This window comes from Novosphingobium sp. PP1Y (genome assembly GCF_000253255.1).
In the GTDB taxonomy this organism is placed as follows: domain Bacteria; phylum Pseudomonadota; class Alphaproteobacteria; order Sphingomonadales; family Sphingomonadaceae; genus Novosphingobium.
Genome location: NC_015580.1, coordinates 3850890 through 3864223 on the forward strand (window position 1 = coordinate 3850890; position 13334 = coordinate 3864223).

The 13334-nt window shown below is 65.3% G+C and carries 17 protein-coding genes and 1 tRNA gene; 11 read left to right on the top strand and 7 right to left on the bottom strand.

Features of this window, described 5'->3' with window-relative positions:
- Positions 1-69 precede the first annotated feature (69 nt).
- Positions 70-146, bottom strand: a tRNA-Arg gene (locus PP1Y_RS24125).
- A 176-nt stretch (positions 147-322) separates the two neighbouring features.
- Between PP1Y_RS24125 and PP1Y_RS24130 the strand changes: the two genes are divergently transcribed.
- The gene (locus PP1Y_RS24130; RefSeq protein ID WP_013834503.1) at positions 323-763 is read left to right on the top strand and encodes a hypothetical protein; all 441 of its coding nucleotides are present in this window, start codon (positions 323-325) and stop codon (positions 761-763) included.
- Between the two features lie 62 nt (positions 764-825).
- Positions 826-1326, top strand: a complete 501-nt coding sequence (locus PP1Y_RS24135; RefSeq protein ID WP_013834504.1) for an MmcB family DNA repair protein — start codon at positions 826-828, stop codon at positions 1324-1326.
- 38 nt (positions 1327-1364) lie between these two features.
- Here the strand turns inward: PP1Y_RS24135 and PP1Y_RS25570 are convergent, their stop codons facing one another.
- Complete coding sequence (locus PP1Y_RS25570) at positions 1365-1544, bottom strand: DUF1289 domain-containing protein (RefSeq protein WP_232512752.1); 180 nt, start codon at positions 1542-1544, stop codon at positions 1365-1367.
- A gap of 283 nt (positions 1545-1827) precedes the next feature.
- Between PP1Y_RS25570 and PP1Y_RS24145 the strand changes: the two genes are divergently transcribed.
- From PP1Y_RS24145 to PP1Y_RS24160, 4 genes are all read left to right on the top strand, one after another.
- Positions 1828-3309: a DEAD/DEAH box helicase gene (locus tag PP1Y_RS24145; RefSeq protein WP_013834505.1), complete on the top strand. Its 1482-nt coding sequence runs from the start codon at positions 1828-1830 to the stop codon at positions 3307-3309.
- 34 nt (positions 3310-3343) lie between these two features.
- Complete coding sequence (locus PP1Y_RS24150; RefSeq protein ID WP_013834506.1) at positions 3344-4078, top strand: sterol desaturase family protein; 735 nt, start codon at positions 3344-3346, stop codon at positions 4076-4078.
- A gap of 41 nt (positions 4079-4119) precedes the next feature.
- A complete protein-coding gene (locus PP1Y_RS24155) occupies positions 4120-4506 on the top strand; it encodes a DUF2141 domain-containing protein (protein ID WP_013834507.1) in 387 nt (128 codons plus the stop codon).
- A 79-nt stretch (positions 4507-4585) separates the two neighbouring features.
- Positions 4586-5875 carry an MFS transporter gene (locus tag PP1Y_RS24160; protein ID WP_013834508.1) on the top strand — a complete coding sequence of 430 codons (1290 nt, stop codon included), beginning with the start codon at positions 4586-4588 and terminating at the stop codon, positions 5873-5875.
- 169 nt (positions 5876-6044) lie between these two features.
- Here the strand turns inward: PP1Y_RS24160 and rpsI are convergent, their stop codons facing one another.
- The 4 genes from rpsI to PP1Y_RS24180 form a co-directional block, all read right to left on the bottom strand.
- Entirely contained in the window at positions 6045-6560 is a 516-nt protein-coding gene (gene rpsI / locus PP1Y_RS24165; RefSeq protein ID WP_013834509.1) for a 30S ribosomal protein S9, read from the bottom strand.
- Positions 6560-7039, bottom strand: coding sequence for a 50S ribosomal protein L13 (rplM, locus tag PP1Y_RS24170; protein WP_007012539.1), 480 nt, complete (start codon positions 7037-7039; stop codon positions 6560-6562). Before rplM ends, rpsI begins: the two co-directional genes overlap by 1 nt.
- Positions 7040-7185: 146 nt before the next feature.
- Positions 7186-7518: a divalent-cation tolerance protein CutA gene (gene cutA / locus PP1Y_RS24175; RefSeq protein ID WP_013834510.1), complete on the bottom strand. Its 333-nt coding sequence runs from the start codon at positions 7516-7518 to the stop codon at positions 7186-7188.
- Between the two features lie 5 nt (positions 7519-7523).
- Positions 7524-8612: a COX15/CtaA family protein gene (locus tag PP1Y_RS24180; RefSeq protein ID WP_013834511.1), complete on the bottom strand. Its 1089-nt coding sequence runs from the start codon at positions 8610-8612 to the stop codon at positions 7524-7526.
- A 101-nt stretch (positions 8613-8713) separates the two neighbouring features.
- Here PP1Y_RS24180 and PP1Y_RS24185 point away from each other — a divergent pair, with 101 nt between their 5' ends.
- The 4 genes from PP1Y_RS24185 (at position 8714) to PP1Y_RS24200 (ending at position 10899) form a co-directional block, all read left to right on the top strand.
- Complete coding sequence (locus tag PP1Y_RS24185) at positions 8714-9091, top strand: MerC domain-containing protein (protein ID WP_013834512.1); 378 nt, start codon at positions 8714-8716, stop codon at positions 9089-9091.
- 47 nt (positions 9092-9138) lie between these two features.
- Positions 9139-9351, top strand: coding sequence for a sulfur carrier protein ThiS (thiS, locus tag PP1Y_RS24190; RefSeq protein WP_007012543.1), 213 nt, complete (start codon positions 9139-9141; stop codon positions 9349-9351).
- 90 nt (positions 9352-9441) lie between these two features.
- On the top strand, positions 9442-10224 hold the full coding sequence (locus tag PP1Y_RS24195; protein ID WP_007012544.1) for a bifunctional sulfur carrier protein/thiazole synthase protein: 783 nt from the start codon (positions 9442-9444) through the stop codon (positions 10222-10224).
- A 147-nt stretch (positions 10225-10371) separates the two neighbouring features.
- On the top strand, positions 10372-10899 hold the full coding sequence (locus tag PP1Y_RS24200) for a hypothetical protein (RefSeq protein WP_007012545.1): 528 nt from the start codon (positions 10372-10374) through the stop codon (positions 10897-10899).
- A gap of 39 nt (positions 10900-10938) precedes the next feature.
- Here PP1Y_RS24200 and PP1Y_RS24205 read toward each other — a convergent pair whose 3' ends face one another.
- The gene (locus PP1Y_RS24205; RefSeq protein WP_041559158.1) at positions 10939-11889 is read right to left on the bottom strand and encodes a transporter substrate-binding domain-containing protein; all 951 of its coding nucleotides are present in this window, start codon (positions 11887-11889) and stop codon (positions 10939-10941) included.
- A 301-nt stretch (positions 11890-12190) separates the two neighbouring features.
- Between PP1Y_RS24205 and PP1Y_RS24210 the strand changes: the two genes are divergently transcribed.
- Complete coding sequence (locus tag PP1Y_RS24210) at positions 12191-13306, top strand: calcium:proton antiporter (RefSeq protein WP_013834514.1); 1116 nt, start codon at positions 12191-12193, stop codon at positions 13304-13306.
- The last annotated feature ends 28 nt before the right edge of the window (positions 13307-13334 follow it).

Here is a 13334-nt window from a genome sequence, read left to right on the forward strand (position 1 = left end):
ATTAAGACCCATGTTTTCCATACTCATTCCATACGGAACGAACAGCACTTCGCTAAGTCATTGAAAAGCTGGCGCACCCGACAGGATTCGAACCTGTGGCCTCTGCCTTCGGAGGGCAGCGCTCTATCCAGCTGAGCTACGGGTGCAGTGGACGGGCGAGTAGCAGAGGCCGCAGGCGGTTTCCAGCGCCAAATCACGAATTTGGCGGGACCATGGTACTCTATCCCCTATTCGCTTGCCGGCGATGCCGGATTAGCAGGCATCCTGGATCTGGATCGCAGGTTAGGAAATTGGCAAGCGGCGAAGCGGTATTAGGCCGGAAATGGACAGGACTTCCAACGCGCGCGGCATCGACGGTACGAATGGCGGCGCGCAAGGCAGACAGAAGCTGCGGCCCGGTCGATCGAATTTCGGCAAGAGCACCGGCAACACGCTCGGTCTGAAATGGGCGGCGCTGCAAGATGCCGCGAACGCGGTGGCCACGATTGCTGGCGGAGCGCCCGAAATAGCCGTCGAGGAAGTCAGGCATTTCCCGCTGGCCATCCGCGAGGCAGGCGGGTGGCGGCTCCGGCATGCCGAGCAGGGGATCGAGGACCTGACCTCGATCATGGAACCGGGACTGACCGCACTGCTTGCAGCCCTGGCGCGCGGGGCGAACCCACAGGCTGCGGCACTCGCGCTGTGGAATGAGTACATCGAGGCGCGCAATGCCCTTCTCGAACTCCTGCCGCCCAACCGGCACATGGGACGCCGCACGGCCTGAGACCGATCCGGACCCGGTTCTGTCCGGCTTGCCAGTTCTTATTATGTTCCTATTATTGTCGGATGGCCAATACCGATTCATCCGGGGTGATCCCGCAATCAGACCCCGGTTCCTTCGCCGCCCCCGATGTCGTTCGCGGCATCGGGCGTCTCTTTGCCCGCAACGATATCTGGTGCCTGACCGAAATGCCGCTGCGCTGCGGGCGGCGGGCCGACCTCATGGGCATAGACGCCAAGGGGCATGTCGTGATCGTCGAGATCAAGGTCAGTCGGGCTGACCTGCTGGGCGACGGCAAGTGGACCGACTATCTCGACTACTGCGACCGATTCTACTGGGGCCTGCCCCCATCGCTCGATCGCTCGCCGCTGGAAGGGGAAGCCTTCCTGCCCGACAAGTGCGGGGTCATCGTCGCCGACGGCTACGACGCAGAAATCCTTCGGCCAGCCCCCTTGCGCCAGCTTGCCGCCGCGCGCCGCAAGGTGGAAGTCGAGCGCCTGGCTCGCGCATCGCTGCGCCGGCTGGTCAACATCGGCGACACGCATACCTCGCAGTGGGGCGGGTGATCGCCGCCAGCCCTGCTAAAGGGTGAAATGTAATTAGATCAATGTCTTATCGGAGGAACCGCCCTGCCCGCGAGCCGCGCAATAATCGCCCGCTTGCCTTTGACCGGCAGCATCGGCCAGTCTGCGATTTCCTCCATCGTGCGCTTGCACCCAAGGCACAGGCCGGAGCCCGGATCGAGCCGACACACACCGGTGCAAGGGGATGGCACGCAAGTCATGGGTGCGCTTGAGCAGGTGGCGCGATAAGCGGCAAGCGCAATTTTCTTGCGATTTGTTGCAATGCACCCTAAAGGACCCGCCGTAACCGGCGCGCGGGACCAATCCCGCCGCAGTCCGAGAGCAGCGTGAGGTCGTTGCGCGTCTACCGCGCGAAGACCAGCCCCGGCCGAGCGGTTGCCTTTGAACCAAGCTTCCTTCTTCACGCAGGGTCGCCCGAAACGAACCCTTGCTGTGTTCGCGGGCAACGGTGCTCGCGCGCTCCGCACTTATTGAAAGTGACGTATGTCCTATTTCTCCGAACTTGGCCTTGCCGAGCCCATTCTCCGCGCGCTCGAGGCCAAAGGTTACACCGATCCCTCGCCGATCCAGCGCAAGGCGATTCCTTCGCTGCTGGAAGGACGCGACCTGCTGGGCATCGCCCAGACCGGCACCGGCAAGACTGCCGCGTTCTCACTGCCCTCGCTGCACCGCCTGGCCGCCGATCCCAAGCCGCGCAACAATGCCGGCTGCCGCATGCTGGTCCTTTCGCCCACGCGTGAACTGGCGGCACAGATCGCCGACAACATGCGCGGCTATGCGAAGTTCCTGAATCTTTCGGTGCAGTGCATCTTCGGCGGCGTGCCGGTGGGCAAGCAGGCCCGTGCGCTGGAACGCGGCTGCGACATTCTCGTCGCCACGCCGGGCCGCCTGCTCGACCTGATCGACAACCGCGCGCTGACGCTGCGCCATGTCGAGATCTTCGTGCTCGACGAAGCCGACCAGATGATGGACCTGGGCTTCATCGTGCCCCTGAAGCGCGTCGCCGCACTGCTGCCCAAGCAGCGCCAGAGCCTGTTCTTCTCGGCCACCATGCCGCAGGCGATCGCCGAACTGGGCAAGCAGTTCATCAACAACCCGGTGAAGGTCGAAGTCGCGCCGCAGTCGACCACGGCCGAGCGCGTCGAACAGTATGCGACGTTCATCAACCAGGCGGAGAAGCAGGCTCTGCTGACCCTGCGCCTGCGCGAAGGGCTGGCGCCTGACGCGGCCGAGAAGGCCGAACACGGCGCCATCGACCGCGCCCTTGTCTTCACCCGCACCAAGCACGGCGCCGACCGCGTCGTGCGCCACCTGACCGCCGCGGGCATCCCGGCCGCTGCGATTCACGGCAACAAGAGCCAGGCGCAGCGCACTGCCGCGCTTGGCGGCTTCCGCCAGGGAACCGTGCGCGTCCTCGTTGCCACCGACATCGCCGCGCGCGGGATCGACGTTTCGGGCGTGAGCCACGTCTACAACTTCGAGATCCCCAACGTGCCGGAACAGTACGTCCACCGCATCGGCCGCACTGCACGTGCCGGCGCGGACGGCGTTGCGATCAGCTTCGTAGCGCCGGACGAAAAGCCCTATATCCGCGACATCGAGCGCCTCACCCGCATCAAGCTGGCGCCTCTGCCGCTTCCCGAGGACTTCCAGAAGCAGGCCGCCCGCCTGCCTGCCCCCGCGCGCAAGGCACCGGCCGAACCGCAAGGTTCCGGCAATCGGCGCGGACAGCAGAGCCGTGGCGGCAATGGTCGCAGCGGCGAAGAACGCCGGCGCGAACGCCCTCGGGGCGATCGTGTGCACGGTGAACGGCCGCAGGGTGAACGGCCCCGTCACGACGGCCAGCGTTCCGACCGTCGCGCCGAACACGTCAGCGAGGAAGGCGGCGAGCGCAAGCGCCGTTTCCGTCCCCGCGGGCCGAACAGCGTCGGCGCGCACAAGGGCAAGGTTCGCCGCGCGGGCTAGTAACGCCATCGCCCAACAGGCATAAGGCGCGGCAATGCCAGCGAGCTTGGGTCCGGGTCCTTGGGCGGTGATCGCCTCCGCTGCCGTCATGACGGCAATCGTCGGCGTGCGCTACCTGATGACCTCGGGCCTGTTCGCCCTGATCACCCGCCGGGTCCGCCCGGGCCTATACCAGGGCCTGAGCGGACAGATCGGCCGGGAGATCGGCTGGTCGCTGCTTTCGGCGGCCATCTACGGGATACCCGCCGGGATCGTCGCCTGGGGCTGGCAGGAACGGGGCTGGACGCGGATCTACAACGATCCGCAGGCCTATCCGCTATGGTGGATGCCGCTATCGCTGCTGGCCTACCTCTTCCTCCATGACACCTGGTTCTACTGGACCCACCGCTGGATGCATCGGCCCGTTCCGTTCCGGATCGCCCATGCCGTGCACCACGCCAGCCGGCCGCCGACGGCCTGGGCGGCGATGAGTTTTCATCCCGTTGAAGCGCTGACCGGTGCCATCGTCATCCCCGCCCTCGTCTTCTTCGTGCCGATTCACGTCGGCGTGCTGGGACTCGTCCTGCTGATCATGACCGTCATGGGAATCACCAATCACATGGGTTGGGAGATTTTCCCGCGGTGGCTCGTTCATTCGCGCGCAGGGCACTGGCTGATAACGGCCAGTCATCACAACCGCCATCACGAGTTCTATCGATGCAACTACGGGCTTTACTTCCGATTCTGGGATCATCTGTGCGGAACCGACAAGGGCCTCTCGGTGCCCTGATCCTGGCTCTGTGCCTGCCGCTGGCAACTGCGGCCGCGCCCGTGAGCGGGCTGGAAAAGGCGGACGTATCGGCCACGGTCACCGACTTGCGCTCGACCAAGGGGCAGGTGCTGGCCTGCCTGACTACACGCCCCGATGCCTTTCCGGACTGCGCCAAGGACCCCAACGCCTTCACCCGCATCGTTCCCGCAGGCACCAATGTGCGCATCGATTTCGGCGCGGTACCCGACGGCCGCTATGCCATCGCCCTCGTCCATGACGAGAACGGCAACGGCAAGCTGGACAAGAGCCTGATGATCCCGCGCGAGGGCTTCGGCTTTTCCCGCGATGCACCGGTGCGGATGGGACCGCCGAGCTTTGCCAAGGCGGCATTTCCGGTCGAGGGCGCAGATGCCCATGTCTCGATCCGCATGCGCTACATCCTCTAGTCATGCGATATCTCCGCAGGGAGACTAGCGGCGCGCTTGATACTTGCCCAAGACGCGGCGCCGGAATACCCCGAAGGTCGTGGTAAAAGGCAGCAGCGAGCAACAGGGCGCAATCGACGCCGTCCGCGGGCGATCCGGCAAGGGCGCCGAAGGCGGCACGTTTTCGCCGTTTCGCTATCCGATCTTCCGGGCGATCTGGATCGCCAACCTGTTTTCAAACATCGGTTCGACCCTGCAGTCGGTGGGCGCCGCCTGGCTGATGACCGAGCTGACGCCGTCGCACCAGCTGGTCGCACTGGTGCAGGCATCAGCGACCGTTCCGATCCTGCTGATCGGCGTCTTTGCCGGGGCCATTGCCGACAACTTCGACCGGCGACTGGTCATGCTGGTCGCGCAAGTCGGGATGCTGCTGGTCTCCAGCGTGCTCGCCGCGCTGGCTTATGCCGGCCTGATCAATCCGATGCTGTTGCTCGCCTTCACGCTGACCGTCGGGATCGGCACGGCACTCAATTCTCCGGCATGGCAGGCATCGGTGCGCCAGCAAGTCGATCCCAAGGAACTGCCGCAGGCGATCGCCCTCAATTCGATCTCCTTCAACATCGCCCGATCGGTCGGCCCTGCCCTTGGCGGCATCCTCATCTCGCTGTGGGATGTGTCTTTCGCATTCCTGGTCAATGCGATCAGCTACATCGGCCTGATTGCCGTATTGCTCTGGTGGCGTCCGCCGCCCCGCCAGATCGACCGGCGACCGATCCTGCCCGCGGTCGGCGTCGGCCTGCGCTACTGCGCAACATCGCATCAGTTGCGGCGCATTCTCATCCGCGGCTTCGCGCTCGGCTTCTGCCTTGCCGCCTACCAGGCGCTCCTACCGACGGTGGTGAGCGACCACATCAAGGGCGACGAGTTCGACTTCGGCCTGATGCTGGGCCTCTTCGGCATCGGCTCGATCTGCGCCGCCCCGTTCGTGCGCACGATCATCCGCCGGATCGGACTGGAAGGCATCATCCTTTCAGGCTCCGCGATCTTCGTGGCCTCGCTGTCGATTCTCGCCGCCACCCACGGCATTCGCTACGCCCTGCCCGCTGCCTTCGTTTCCGGCATGGCCTGGGTACTGATCCTCACCACCCTCAACACGGCCGTCCAGATGCGCTCGCCCGACGAGATCCTTGGCCGCTGCCTGTCGATCTATCAGGCAGTGACTTTCGGCGGCATGGCGATCGGCTCATGGGTGTGGGGCGCCGCGGCCGACTGGCGCGGCCTTCCCTTCGCTCTTCATGGCGCAGCCTCGGTCCTGGCGATTTCCTTCGTGATCCTGCGCTATCTGGCGCCGATGCCCAAGCCCGGCGAAGGCGTACTGCGCAGCAAGTGAGGCAACTGATGCGCCCGGTGCCGCGCGCGGCGGGTGTCGCCCTGCCCGGCTCTGCAACTTGGCTTCCAGCGCCGGGATGGCAGGACGCGACGAACTCCGGACACGAAAAAGGGGAGCGTTTCCGCTCCCCTTTTCCTGAATTCGAATGGCTGTGAAGCCAGTCTGACGCTTAGCGCTTCGAGAACTGGAAGCTGCGGCGTGCCTTGGCGCGGCCGTACTTCTTACGCTCGACGACGCGGCTGTCGCGGGTCAGGAAGCCGGCAGCCTTGACCGTGGCGCGCAGGGCCGGCTCGTACTTCGAGAGCGCCTGCGAGATGCCGTGCTTCACAGCACCGGCCTGGCCCGAAAGACCGCCGCCCTTGACGGTGGCGACGACGTCGTACTGGCCTTCGCGGTCCGAGATCTGGAACGGCTGGTTGATGACCAGACGCAGGGTCGGACGGGCGAAGTAGACTTCCTGGTCACGGCCGTTGACGGTGACCTTGCCGGTGCCGGGCTTCAGCCAGACGCGGGCGACGGCGTCCTTGCGGCGGCCGGTGGCATAGGCGCGGCCCTGTGCGTCGAGCTCCTGCTCGCGCAGCGGCGCGTTCGAGACGGGGGCAGCCGCGACGGTTTCGTCAGCAGCGGCGACTTCGCCAAGGTCCTTGAGGTCGGACAGGCTCTGGACGGTATCGGTATCGGACATTACGCGCCCACCTTGTTCTTGCGGTTCATGGAAGCGACGTCGAGCGCTTCGGGCTGGGTACCACCGTGCGGGTGCTCGCTGCCGGCATAGACGTGCAGGGCGCGCATCTGGTCACGGCCGAGCGGACCACGGGGGATCATGCGCTCAACGGCCTTCTCGAGCACGCGCTCGGGGAAGCGACCGGCGAGAACCTTGTCCGCGGTGACTTCCTTGATGCCGCCGGCATAACCGGTGTGCTTGTAGTAGGTCTGCTGCTTCAGCTTGTTGCCGGTGAAGCGGACCTTGTCGGCGTTGATGACGACGACATGATCGCCGCAATCGACGTGCGGGGTGAAGCTCGGCTTGTGCTTGCCGCGCAGGAGGTCGGCGATGATGACCGCGAGACGGCCAACCACCAGACCTTCGGCATCGATCAGATGCCACTTCTTTTCCACCTCGGCCGGCTTGATCGACCGGGTGACCTTCGTGAGCGCCTTCATGGCTGGTCTATCCCTATAGTTTCGAGCGAGCACCGCAAGAATCGCATGAGCGCGAATCTCCCGGTGCGCGGGAAGGCGGCCGAATCGTCGAAAACCGGCTCTAAGTCAAGCTGACTGCGGGATTGCAGAGAGGTAACATGATACCGTCAGGCATTTCCGGCAATCGCCGCAAGCCATCCGGCGGTGCCTGCAGCTGCCGCATCGCAGCGCCAGCCGACCACGGCCGGCTCCTCATAGGGATGGATCTCGGCAAGGCGGTTTACCGCCGCATCGAGCAGGTCGGAATTGGTCTTGAGCAGCGCCCCGGTCTCGCGACCGGCGTCCTTCTGGCCGTTCCACACGAAGACGCAAGTCATCGGCCCCAGCACATTGCCGCAGGCGATCAGCCGCTCGTCCAGCAGCTGGTGAATGGCGGCAAGCGCCGCTTCCTCATCGGGGAACGGGCACCAGACCAGCGCCGGGACCGGGTCGCCCGCCATGGCCGTCAGACGCCGAGGCCAACCATGTCGCGCCGCCCCAGAATGTGGACGCCCCAGACCGTCACGGCCACGAGCAGGGCGGCGCAGAGCTGGTGCGCCACGGCGATCCACAGGGTGACGCCCGACCACACGGTGAAGATACCGAGCAGGATCTGTGTTCCAAAGGCGCAGTGGATGGCCACTGAAGTCCCGCGTGCGCGCAAGGCGCGCATATGGCGGGACAGGACGACGAGCGCGGCGACAACGGCCCAGGCCCACCAGCGATGGATGAAATGGGTCATGTACGGATCGCTGAACAGGACGTGGAGCGGCCCCAGCCCCCATTCGACGCCGTCGGGGAAGAGGCTGCCCTGCATCAGCGGCCAGGCCCCGGGATTGAACCAGCCGGCCCCGGCCACGTAGCCCGCGCGAAGACCGGCGACCATCGCGCCCATGAACAACTGGAAGGCCAGCATGGCCAGCACGATACCGCCGAAACGGGTCACGCGGGCCGGTGGCTGGCCGAGACGCAGCTGCGCAAGGTCGAGCGCGGTCCAGATCAGGCCGCCCAGCGTGACCAGCGCGGTAAGAAGGTGCGCGGCAAGGCGGAAGTGGCTCACCCGGTCGAGCGCTTCGGGAGAGAGGCCGGACGACACCATCCACCAGCCGACCGCACCCTGCAGTCCGCCCAGGGCAAGCAGCGCGAGAAGCCGCGGCTTGTACCCCAGCGGGATCGTGCGCTTGAGCCAGAACCATGCGAGCGGCAGTGCGAAGGCCAGACCGATCAGACGCGCCAGCAGGCGGTGCACCCATTCCCAGAAATAGATGAACTTGTACTGCGCCAGCGTCATGCCGGCCGGCCCGTTCACGTCGACATACTGGGGAATCTGCTTGTAGCCGGCGAATTCCGCCTGCCACTGCGCCTCGGTCAGGGGTGGGATGGCCCCGGTGATCGGCTTCCACTGGGTGATCGACAGACCGGATTCGGTCAATCGCGTGATCCCGCCGACCGCGACGATAAGGATGACGAGGGCTGCCACGCAAAGCAGCCACCGAACCATCGGCGTGATATCGTCTGATGTGCCTATTATCGGGCGACCGTCTGCAACTCTCATGGCGCAACTCCCTGCGGTTTTGCGGCGACTTGCGCAAGAGGCTGCGTGAATCGGCGCATTGCCCCTTGATTGATGTTACAACATTACATATCTGCATGGCCATGCGCAGCGCCCTGTTATCGATTCGCAACCGGCTTGACCGTGCAGGCATCGTCCTGAGCGGGCTGTGCGCCGTGCATTGCATCCTTGGCGTGGTTCTCGTCGGCATTCTCGGCCTGGGCGGCGAAGTCCTGCTTTCTCCCGCGATCCACCGGGTCGGCCTCGCCCTGGCACTTGTCGTCGGGCTCGTCTCGCTCGGTTTCGGCGTGATTCGTCACGGCCGCGTCGGGCCGCTGATCGTCGGCGGGCTCGGACTGGCGCTGATGGCCATGGCGATTGCGGTGGGCCACGGCCTGCCCGAAGCCGTGCTGACCGTGCTGGGCGTCAGCCTCGTGGCCCTTGCCCACATCACCAACTTGCGCAGCCACGTCCACTCCTGATCCGCCTTGGCCTTGCGCTGACAGGAAGGCACGCTATCTGCGGGGTCATGGCCGCAGAACTCTCGCTCACCGTCAACGGCGAACCGCGCCGGGCCGCTTCCGGCTCGAGCATCGCCGATCTAGTCACCAGCCTTGGCCTGGACCCGAAGAAAGTCGCGGTGGAGCACAACGGCGAAATCGCGCCGCGTTCGACTCTTGCCGACGTGCCGCTGGGCGATGGCGACGTGCTGGAGATCGTCCACTTCGTCGGCGGCGGCTGACGCCGATGCGATGTCGGCTCGCCTGATACCTGCAAGCCTTGTAACCCCCGCCCTTCCCGCTTACCGCGCCTCCCCGAAAGGAAGCGAACCTTGACCGATACCTCCGCAGACACCTGGACCGTTGCCGGCCGCACATTCCGCTCGCGCCTGATCGTGGGCACCGGCAAGTACAAGGACTTCGAGCAGAACGCCGCGGCGGTCGAAGCCTCGGGCGCGGAAATCGTCACGGTGGCGGTGCGCCGGGTCAACATCTCCGACCCCAAGGCGCCGATGCTGACCGACTTCATCGACCCGAAGAAGATCACCTACCTGCCCAACACCGCTGGCTGCTTCAACGCCGAAGAGGCGATCCGCACCCTGCGCCTGGCACGCGAAGCGGGCGGCTGGGACCTGGTGAAGCTGGAAGTGCTGGGCGAAGCGCGCACGCTCTATCCGGACATGCGCGAAACGCTCAAGGCAACCGAAGTGCTTGCCGCAGAGGGCTTCAAGCCGATGGTCTACTGCGCCGACGACCCGATCGCGGCCAAGCAGCTGGAGGAAGCGGGCGCCGTGGCGATCATGCCGCTGGGCGCGCCGATCGGTTCGGGGCTGGGCATCCAGAACAAGGTCACGATCCGCCTGATCGTCGAAGGCGCCAGCGTCCCGGTCCTCGTCGATGCCGGCGTGGGCACGGCATCGGACGCTTCGGTGGCGATGGAACTGGGCTGCGAAGGCGTGCTGATGAACACCGCGATCGCCGAAGCGCGCGACCCGATTCGCATGGCACGCGCGATGCGACTCGCCGTCGAGGCCGGCCGCGACGCCTATCTTGCCGGACGCATGGCCACCCGCCGCTACGCCGATCCGTCGAGCCCGCTGGCGGGACTCATCTGAATCCCGCGAGTCCCTGCGGAAACCTTGCACAAACGTCTTGCGCCGGCCTCCGTTAGCCAACGATTGCATAGTTAACGCATTGGTAAACACTTGATGGTTAACTCGTTGACGCGAGGGGGATTACTTCGCGTCATCGGGACGACGATCATGTCTTACGCAGGCACGGCCACTCTGACGATCAGCGAACTGCGGGAGTTCGCCAGCTTTTCTGCAAGCGAACAGCGCTACATCCGGCGCAGCCTCGATGTCGGGCTTGGCCGCCAGGACGCTTTCAAGCTCTGGGCGCGCGACGCCGACGAGTTCAGCTCGATCCGCCGCCAGTACGTCGCTTACCAGGACCTCAAGGCCCTGCGCGCGATGCGCCCGGACGACAGCCGGTTCGAGGATCTGGAAACCTTCATGGGCAAGCTCGTGCGCATGTCGGCTTTCGACCTGGCCCAGGAACGAATCACCACGTTTTCGGCCTATCGCTTTCTCTACGAGCGCCTGCTCGGCGCCTGGGCCCGGCCCTGGCTGCCCGGCGCGTTCTGCGGTGCAGCGGCCCTGCCGCAGATCCGCCCCGACCGCCGCAAGATGCTGCTCCATTCGATCAGCGAAGCCGCCGCCACTGCGCCGGGCTGGTCGGACCGCGAACCCAGCTTCTATCCCGAGTTCATCGAGAAGGAAGCCGCCTGAAAGCCATGGGGGGGTGACGCCGTCACCCCCGGCTGACGGTCAGTTGCGCTTGCCAAGCGTCTTGCGGATCTCGTCGCGCCACTCCGGTCCTTCCACTTGCGCCAGCAGGGATATGTCGACCGGCTCGCGCAAGGCACTGCCCTGTCGCAGCGCAATACCGTAATCCTGACGCCCGAAAGTTCCGGGCAGCATCCCCAGTTCCTCATCGTCACCCTTGCGCACCATGTAGCGCAGCAGCGGCTCGTCATAGACGAAGGCGTCGATCTTGCCCGCGCTCAGTGCGGCAAGACCCGCTGCGACATCGGGATAGCCGGTGAAGCCGATTCCTTCCCCCGTCAGCCATTCGTCGGTCGCAGAATGGCGGATCGAACCCACGTTGACGCCGGGCAGGTCGTCCGGCCCGGTTACCGCGCCGGAGAGCCGCCCCGCCGTCAGCGACGAGGCGATCATGCCGGTGAAGGTCGAAATGATCAGGATCGCAGCGAACATCCAGACCAGGGCGATAGCCTTGCCCGCCGGTGTGCGCGGCGCCTTGTCGCCATAGCCAACCGTCGTCATCGTCACTGCCGAGAACCAGAAGCCCGAACCGATCCCCTCGGCGCCCTCGCCGAATTCCTCGGGATTGTGACGCCGCTCGACCAGCCAGAACAGGAAGCCCACGATCAGCAGCAGGGCGCAAAGTGCCAGTACGGCCTTGAGGAAATCGACCGTGAAGAAATTACGCATCAGCGAAAGCCACGTGCGCGGCGACTTGTGGACCGCGATCCCGAAACCGGTCGGATAGAAGGGATGGGTGAAATCGACCTTGGTTTCGCGCCCGGACGTGATCGTCAGGGCCCCGACGCTGGCATCGTAGCGGCCATCGGCGACGCCATCGATCATGCCGGAAAGGTCGGATTCGACGAAACGGTAGTCGTAGCCGCGCTCGGCAGCGATGCGCCGCCACAAGTCAATCGCGAGGCCGCTCCAGTCGCCGTCGGGGTCCTTCATGGCGAAAGGCGGCGCTTCGCGCGTGGCGACGACGAGCCGGTCCTGTTCTTCTTGCGCCGAAGCGGCACCTGGCGCCAGGGCCGCGGCCAGAGCTGCGATAATCAGATAAAAGAGGGTGGTTAAGCGTTGCGGTCTGCAGGCCAGCGTTCGATCTCCCCGGTTGCCTTGTGTTTCAAACTGCCATGCGCGCAGCCTAGCACGATTTTTGCCGTTACCGCACGTCCGGCCGATGACCTGGCCGGTCTCCCGTCTTCCACATCGCTGCAATGGCTATCCGGAGCGGTTCACCTATAACGGCGCCATGACCGACGCCCAAACCGATGCCTCACCAAAGACTTCACCGGGATTTCCCACCTTCGGCCTCGCGCCGTGGTCGATCGCAGTGCCACTGCTTGCACTTGCCGCCATCGCCCTGGGCAAGCCCTCGGGCATCGCGCTGACCGCAGGTCTCGCCATAGTGCTGGGCGGCGCGATCATGTCCGCGGTCTATCACGCCGAAGCCATCGCCCACCGTGTGGGAGAGCCGTTCGGGACCCTGATCCTGGCCTTTGCGGTGACCGTGATCGAGACCTCGCTGATCGTATCGATCATGCTGAGTGAAGGCGCAGGGGCGCAGTCGCTGGCGCGGGATACCGTATTCGCCGCGATGATGATCACGATCAACGGCATCGTCGGCGTTTGCCTGCTGATGGGCGGCCGCCGCCATCACGAGCAGGGCTATACCCAGTCGGGCGTCAACCACGGGCTGGCGATGGTGGCGACCCTCTCGATCCTGACGCTGGTCCTGCCCAATTTCACCACGAGCGAGCCCGGCCCGTTCTACAATGCCAAGCAGCTTGCCTTCGTCGCCGCGATCTCGCTGATCCTTTACGCCACGTTCGTCGTCGCGCAGACCATCCGGCATCGCGACCACTTCCTTTTCGAAGATCCGGATGGCATCGACCACCATGTCGAGGTCCCGCGCAACAAGGCGCTGGCCGCAGGTGCACTCCTGCCCCTGGCGCTGATCGGCGTCGTCATGCTCGCCAAGGCGCTCTCGCCATCGATAGAGGCTGGCGTCTCGGCCATGGGCGCACCGCACGCAATGGTCGGCATCATCATCGCCGCCCTCGTCCTTGCTCCGGAAAGCTTCGCAGCCATCAGCGCGGCCAAGGCGAACCGCGTCCAGACGAGCCTCAACCTCGCGATCGGGTCGGCCCTGGCGACCATCGGCCTGACCATCCCTGCCGTCGCCCTGACCTCGCTCGGCATGGGACTCGATCTCGAGCTGGGGCTTTCGATGAAATCGATCGTCCTGCTCGGACTTACGCTGGTCGTGGCGACGCTGACGCTGAGCACTGGCCGCACCACCCTGGTGCAGGGCGTGGTCCACCTCGTGATCTTCGCGACTTACCTGTTCACCACGCTCGTGCCGTGATCGCCGGCACTGGCCATCCCCGGTATCG

Excerpts from the sequence above, each read along its gene's own strand:
- PP1Y_RS24200 (WP_007012545.1), top strand. The coding sequence starts at position 10,372 with ATGTCTTACGCAGGCACGGCCACTCTGACGATCAGCGAACTGCGGGAG.
- PP1Y_RS24180 (WP_013834511.1), bottom strand. The coding sequence starts at position 8,612 with ATGAGAGTTGCAGACGGTCGCCCGATAATAGGCACATCAGACGATATC.
- PP1Y_RS24145 (WP_013834505.1), top strand. The coding sequence starts at position 1,828 with ATGTCCTATTTCTCCGAACTTGGCCTTGCCGAGCCCATTCTCCGCGCG.
- rpsI (WP_013834509.1), bottom strand. The coding sequence starts at position 6,560 with ATGTCCGATACCGATACCGTCCAGAGCCTGTCCGACCTCAAGGACCTT.
- PP1Y_RS24150 (WP_013834506.1), top strand. The coding sequence starts at position 3,344 with ATGCCAGCGAGCTTGGGTCCGGGTCCTTGGGCGGTGATCGCCTCCGCT.
- PP1Y_RS25570 (WP_232512752.1), bottom strand. The coding sequence starts at position 1,544 with ATGACTTGCGTGCCATCCCCTTGCACCGGTGTGTGTCGGCTCGATCCG.
- PP1Y_RS24135 (WP_013834504.1), top strand. The coding sequence starts at position 826 with ATGGCCAATACCGATTCATCCGGGGTGATCCCGCAATCAGACCCCGGT.
- cutA (WP_013834510.1), bottom strand. The coding sequence starts at position 7,518 with ATGGCGGGCGACCCGGTCCCGGCGCTGGTCTGGTGCCCGTTCCCCGAT.
- thiS (WP_007012543.1), top strand. The coding sequence starts at position 9,139 with ATGGCCGCAGAACTCTCGCTCACCGTCAACGGCGAACCGCGCCGGGCC.
- PP1Y_RS24205 (WP_041559158.1), bottom strand. The coding sequence starts at position 11,889 with ATGAAGGACCCCGACGGCGACTGGAGCGGCCTCGCGATTGACTTGTGG.
- rplM (WP_007012539.1), bottom strand. The coding sequence starts at position 7,039 with ATGAAGGCGCTCACGAAGGTCACCCGGTCGATCAAGCCGGCCGAGGTG.
- PP1Y_RS24210 (WP_013834514.1), top strand. The coding sequence starts at position 12,191 with ATGACCGACGCCCAAACCGATGCCTCACCAAAGACTTCACCGGGATTT.
- PP1Y_RS24130 (WP_013834503.1), top strand. The coding sequence starts at position 323 with ATGGACAGGACTTCCAACGCGCGCGGCATCGACGGTACGAATGGCGGC.
- PP1Y_RS24185 (WP_013834512.1), top strand. The coding sequence starts at position 8,714 with ATGCGCAGCGCCCTGTTATCGATTCGCAACCGGCTTGACCGTGCAGGC.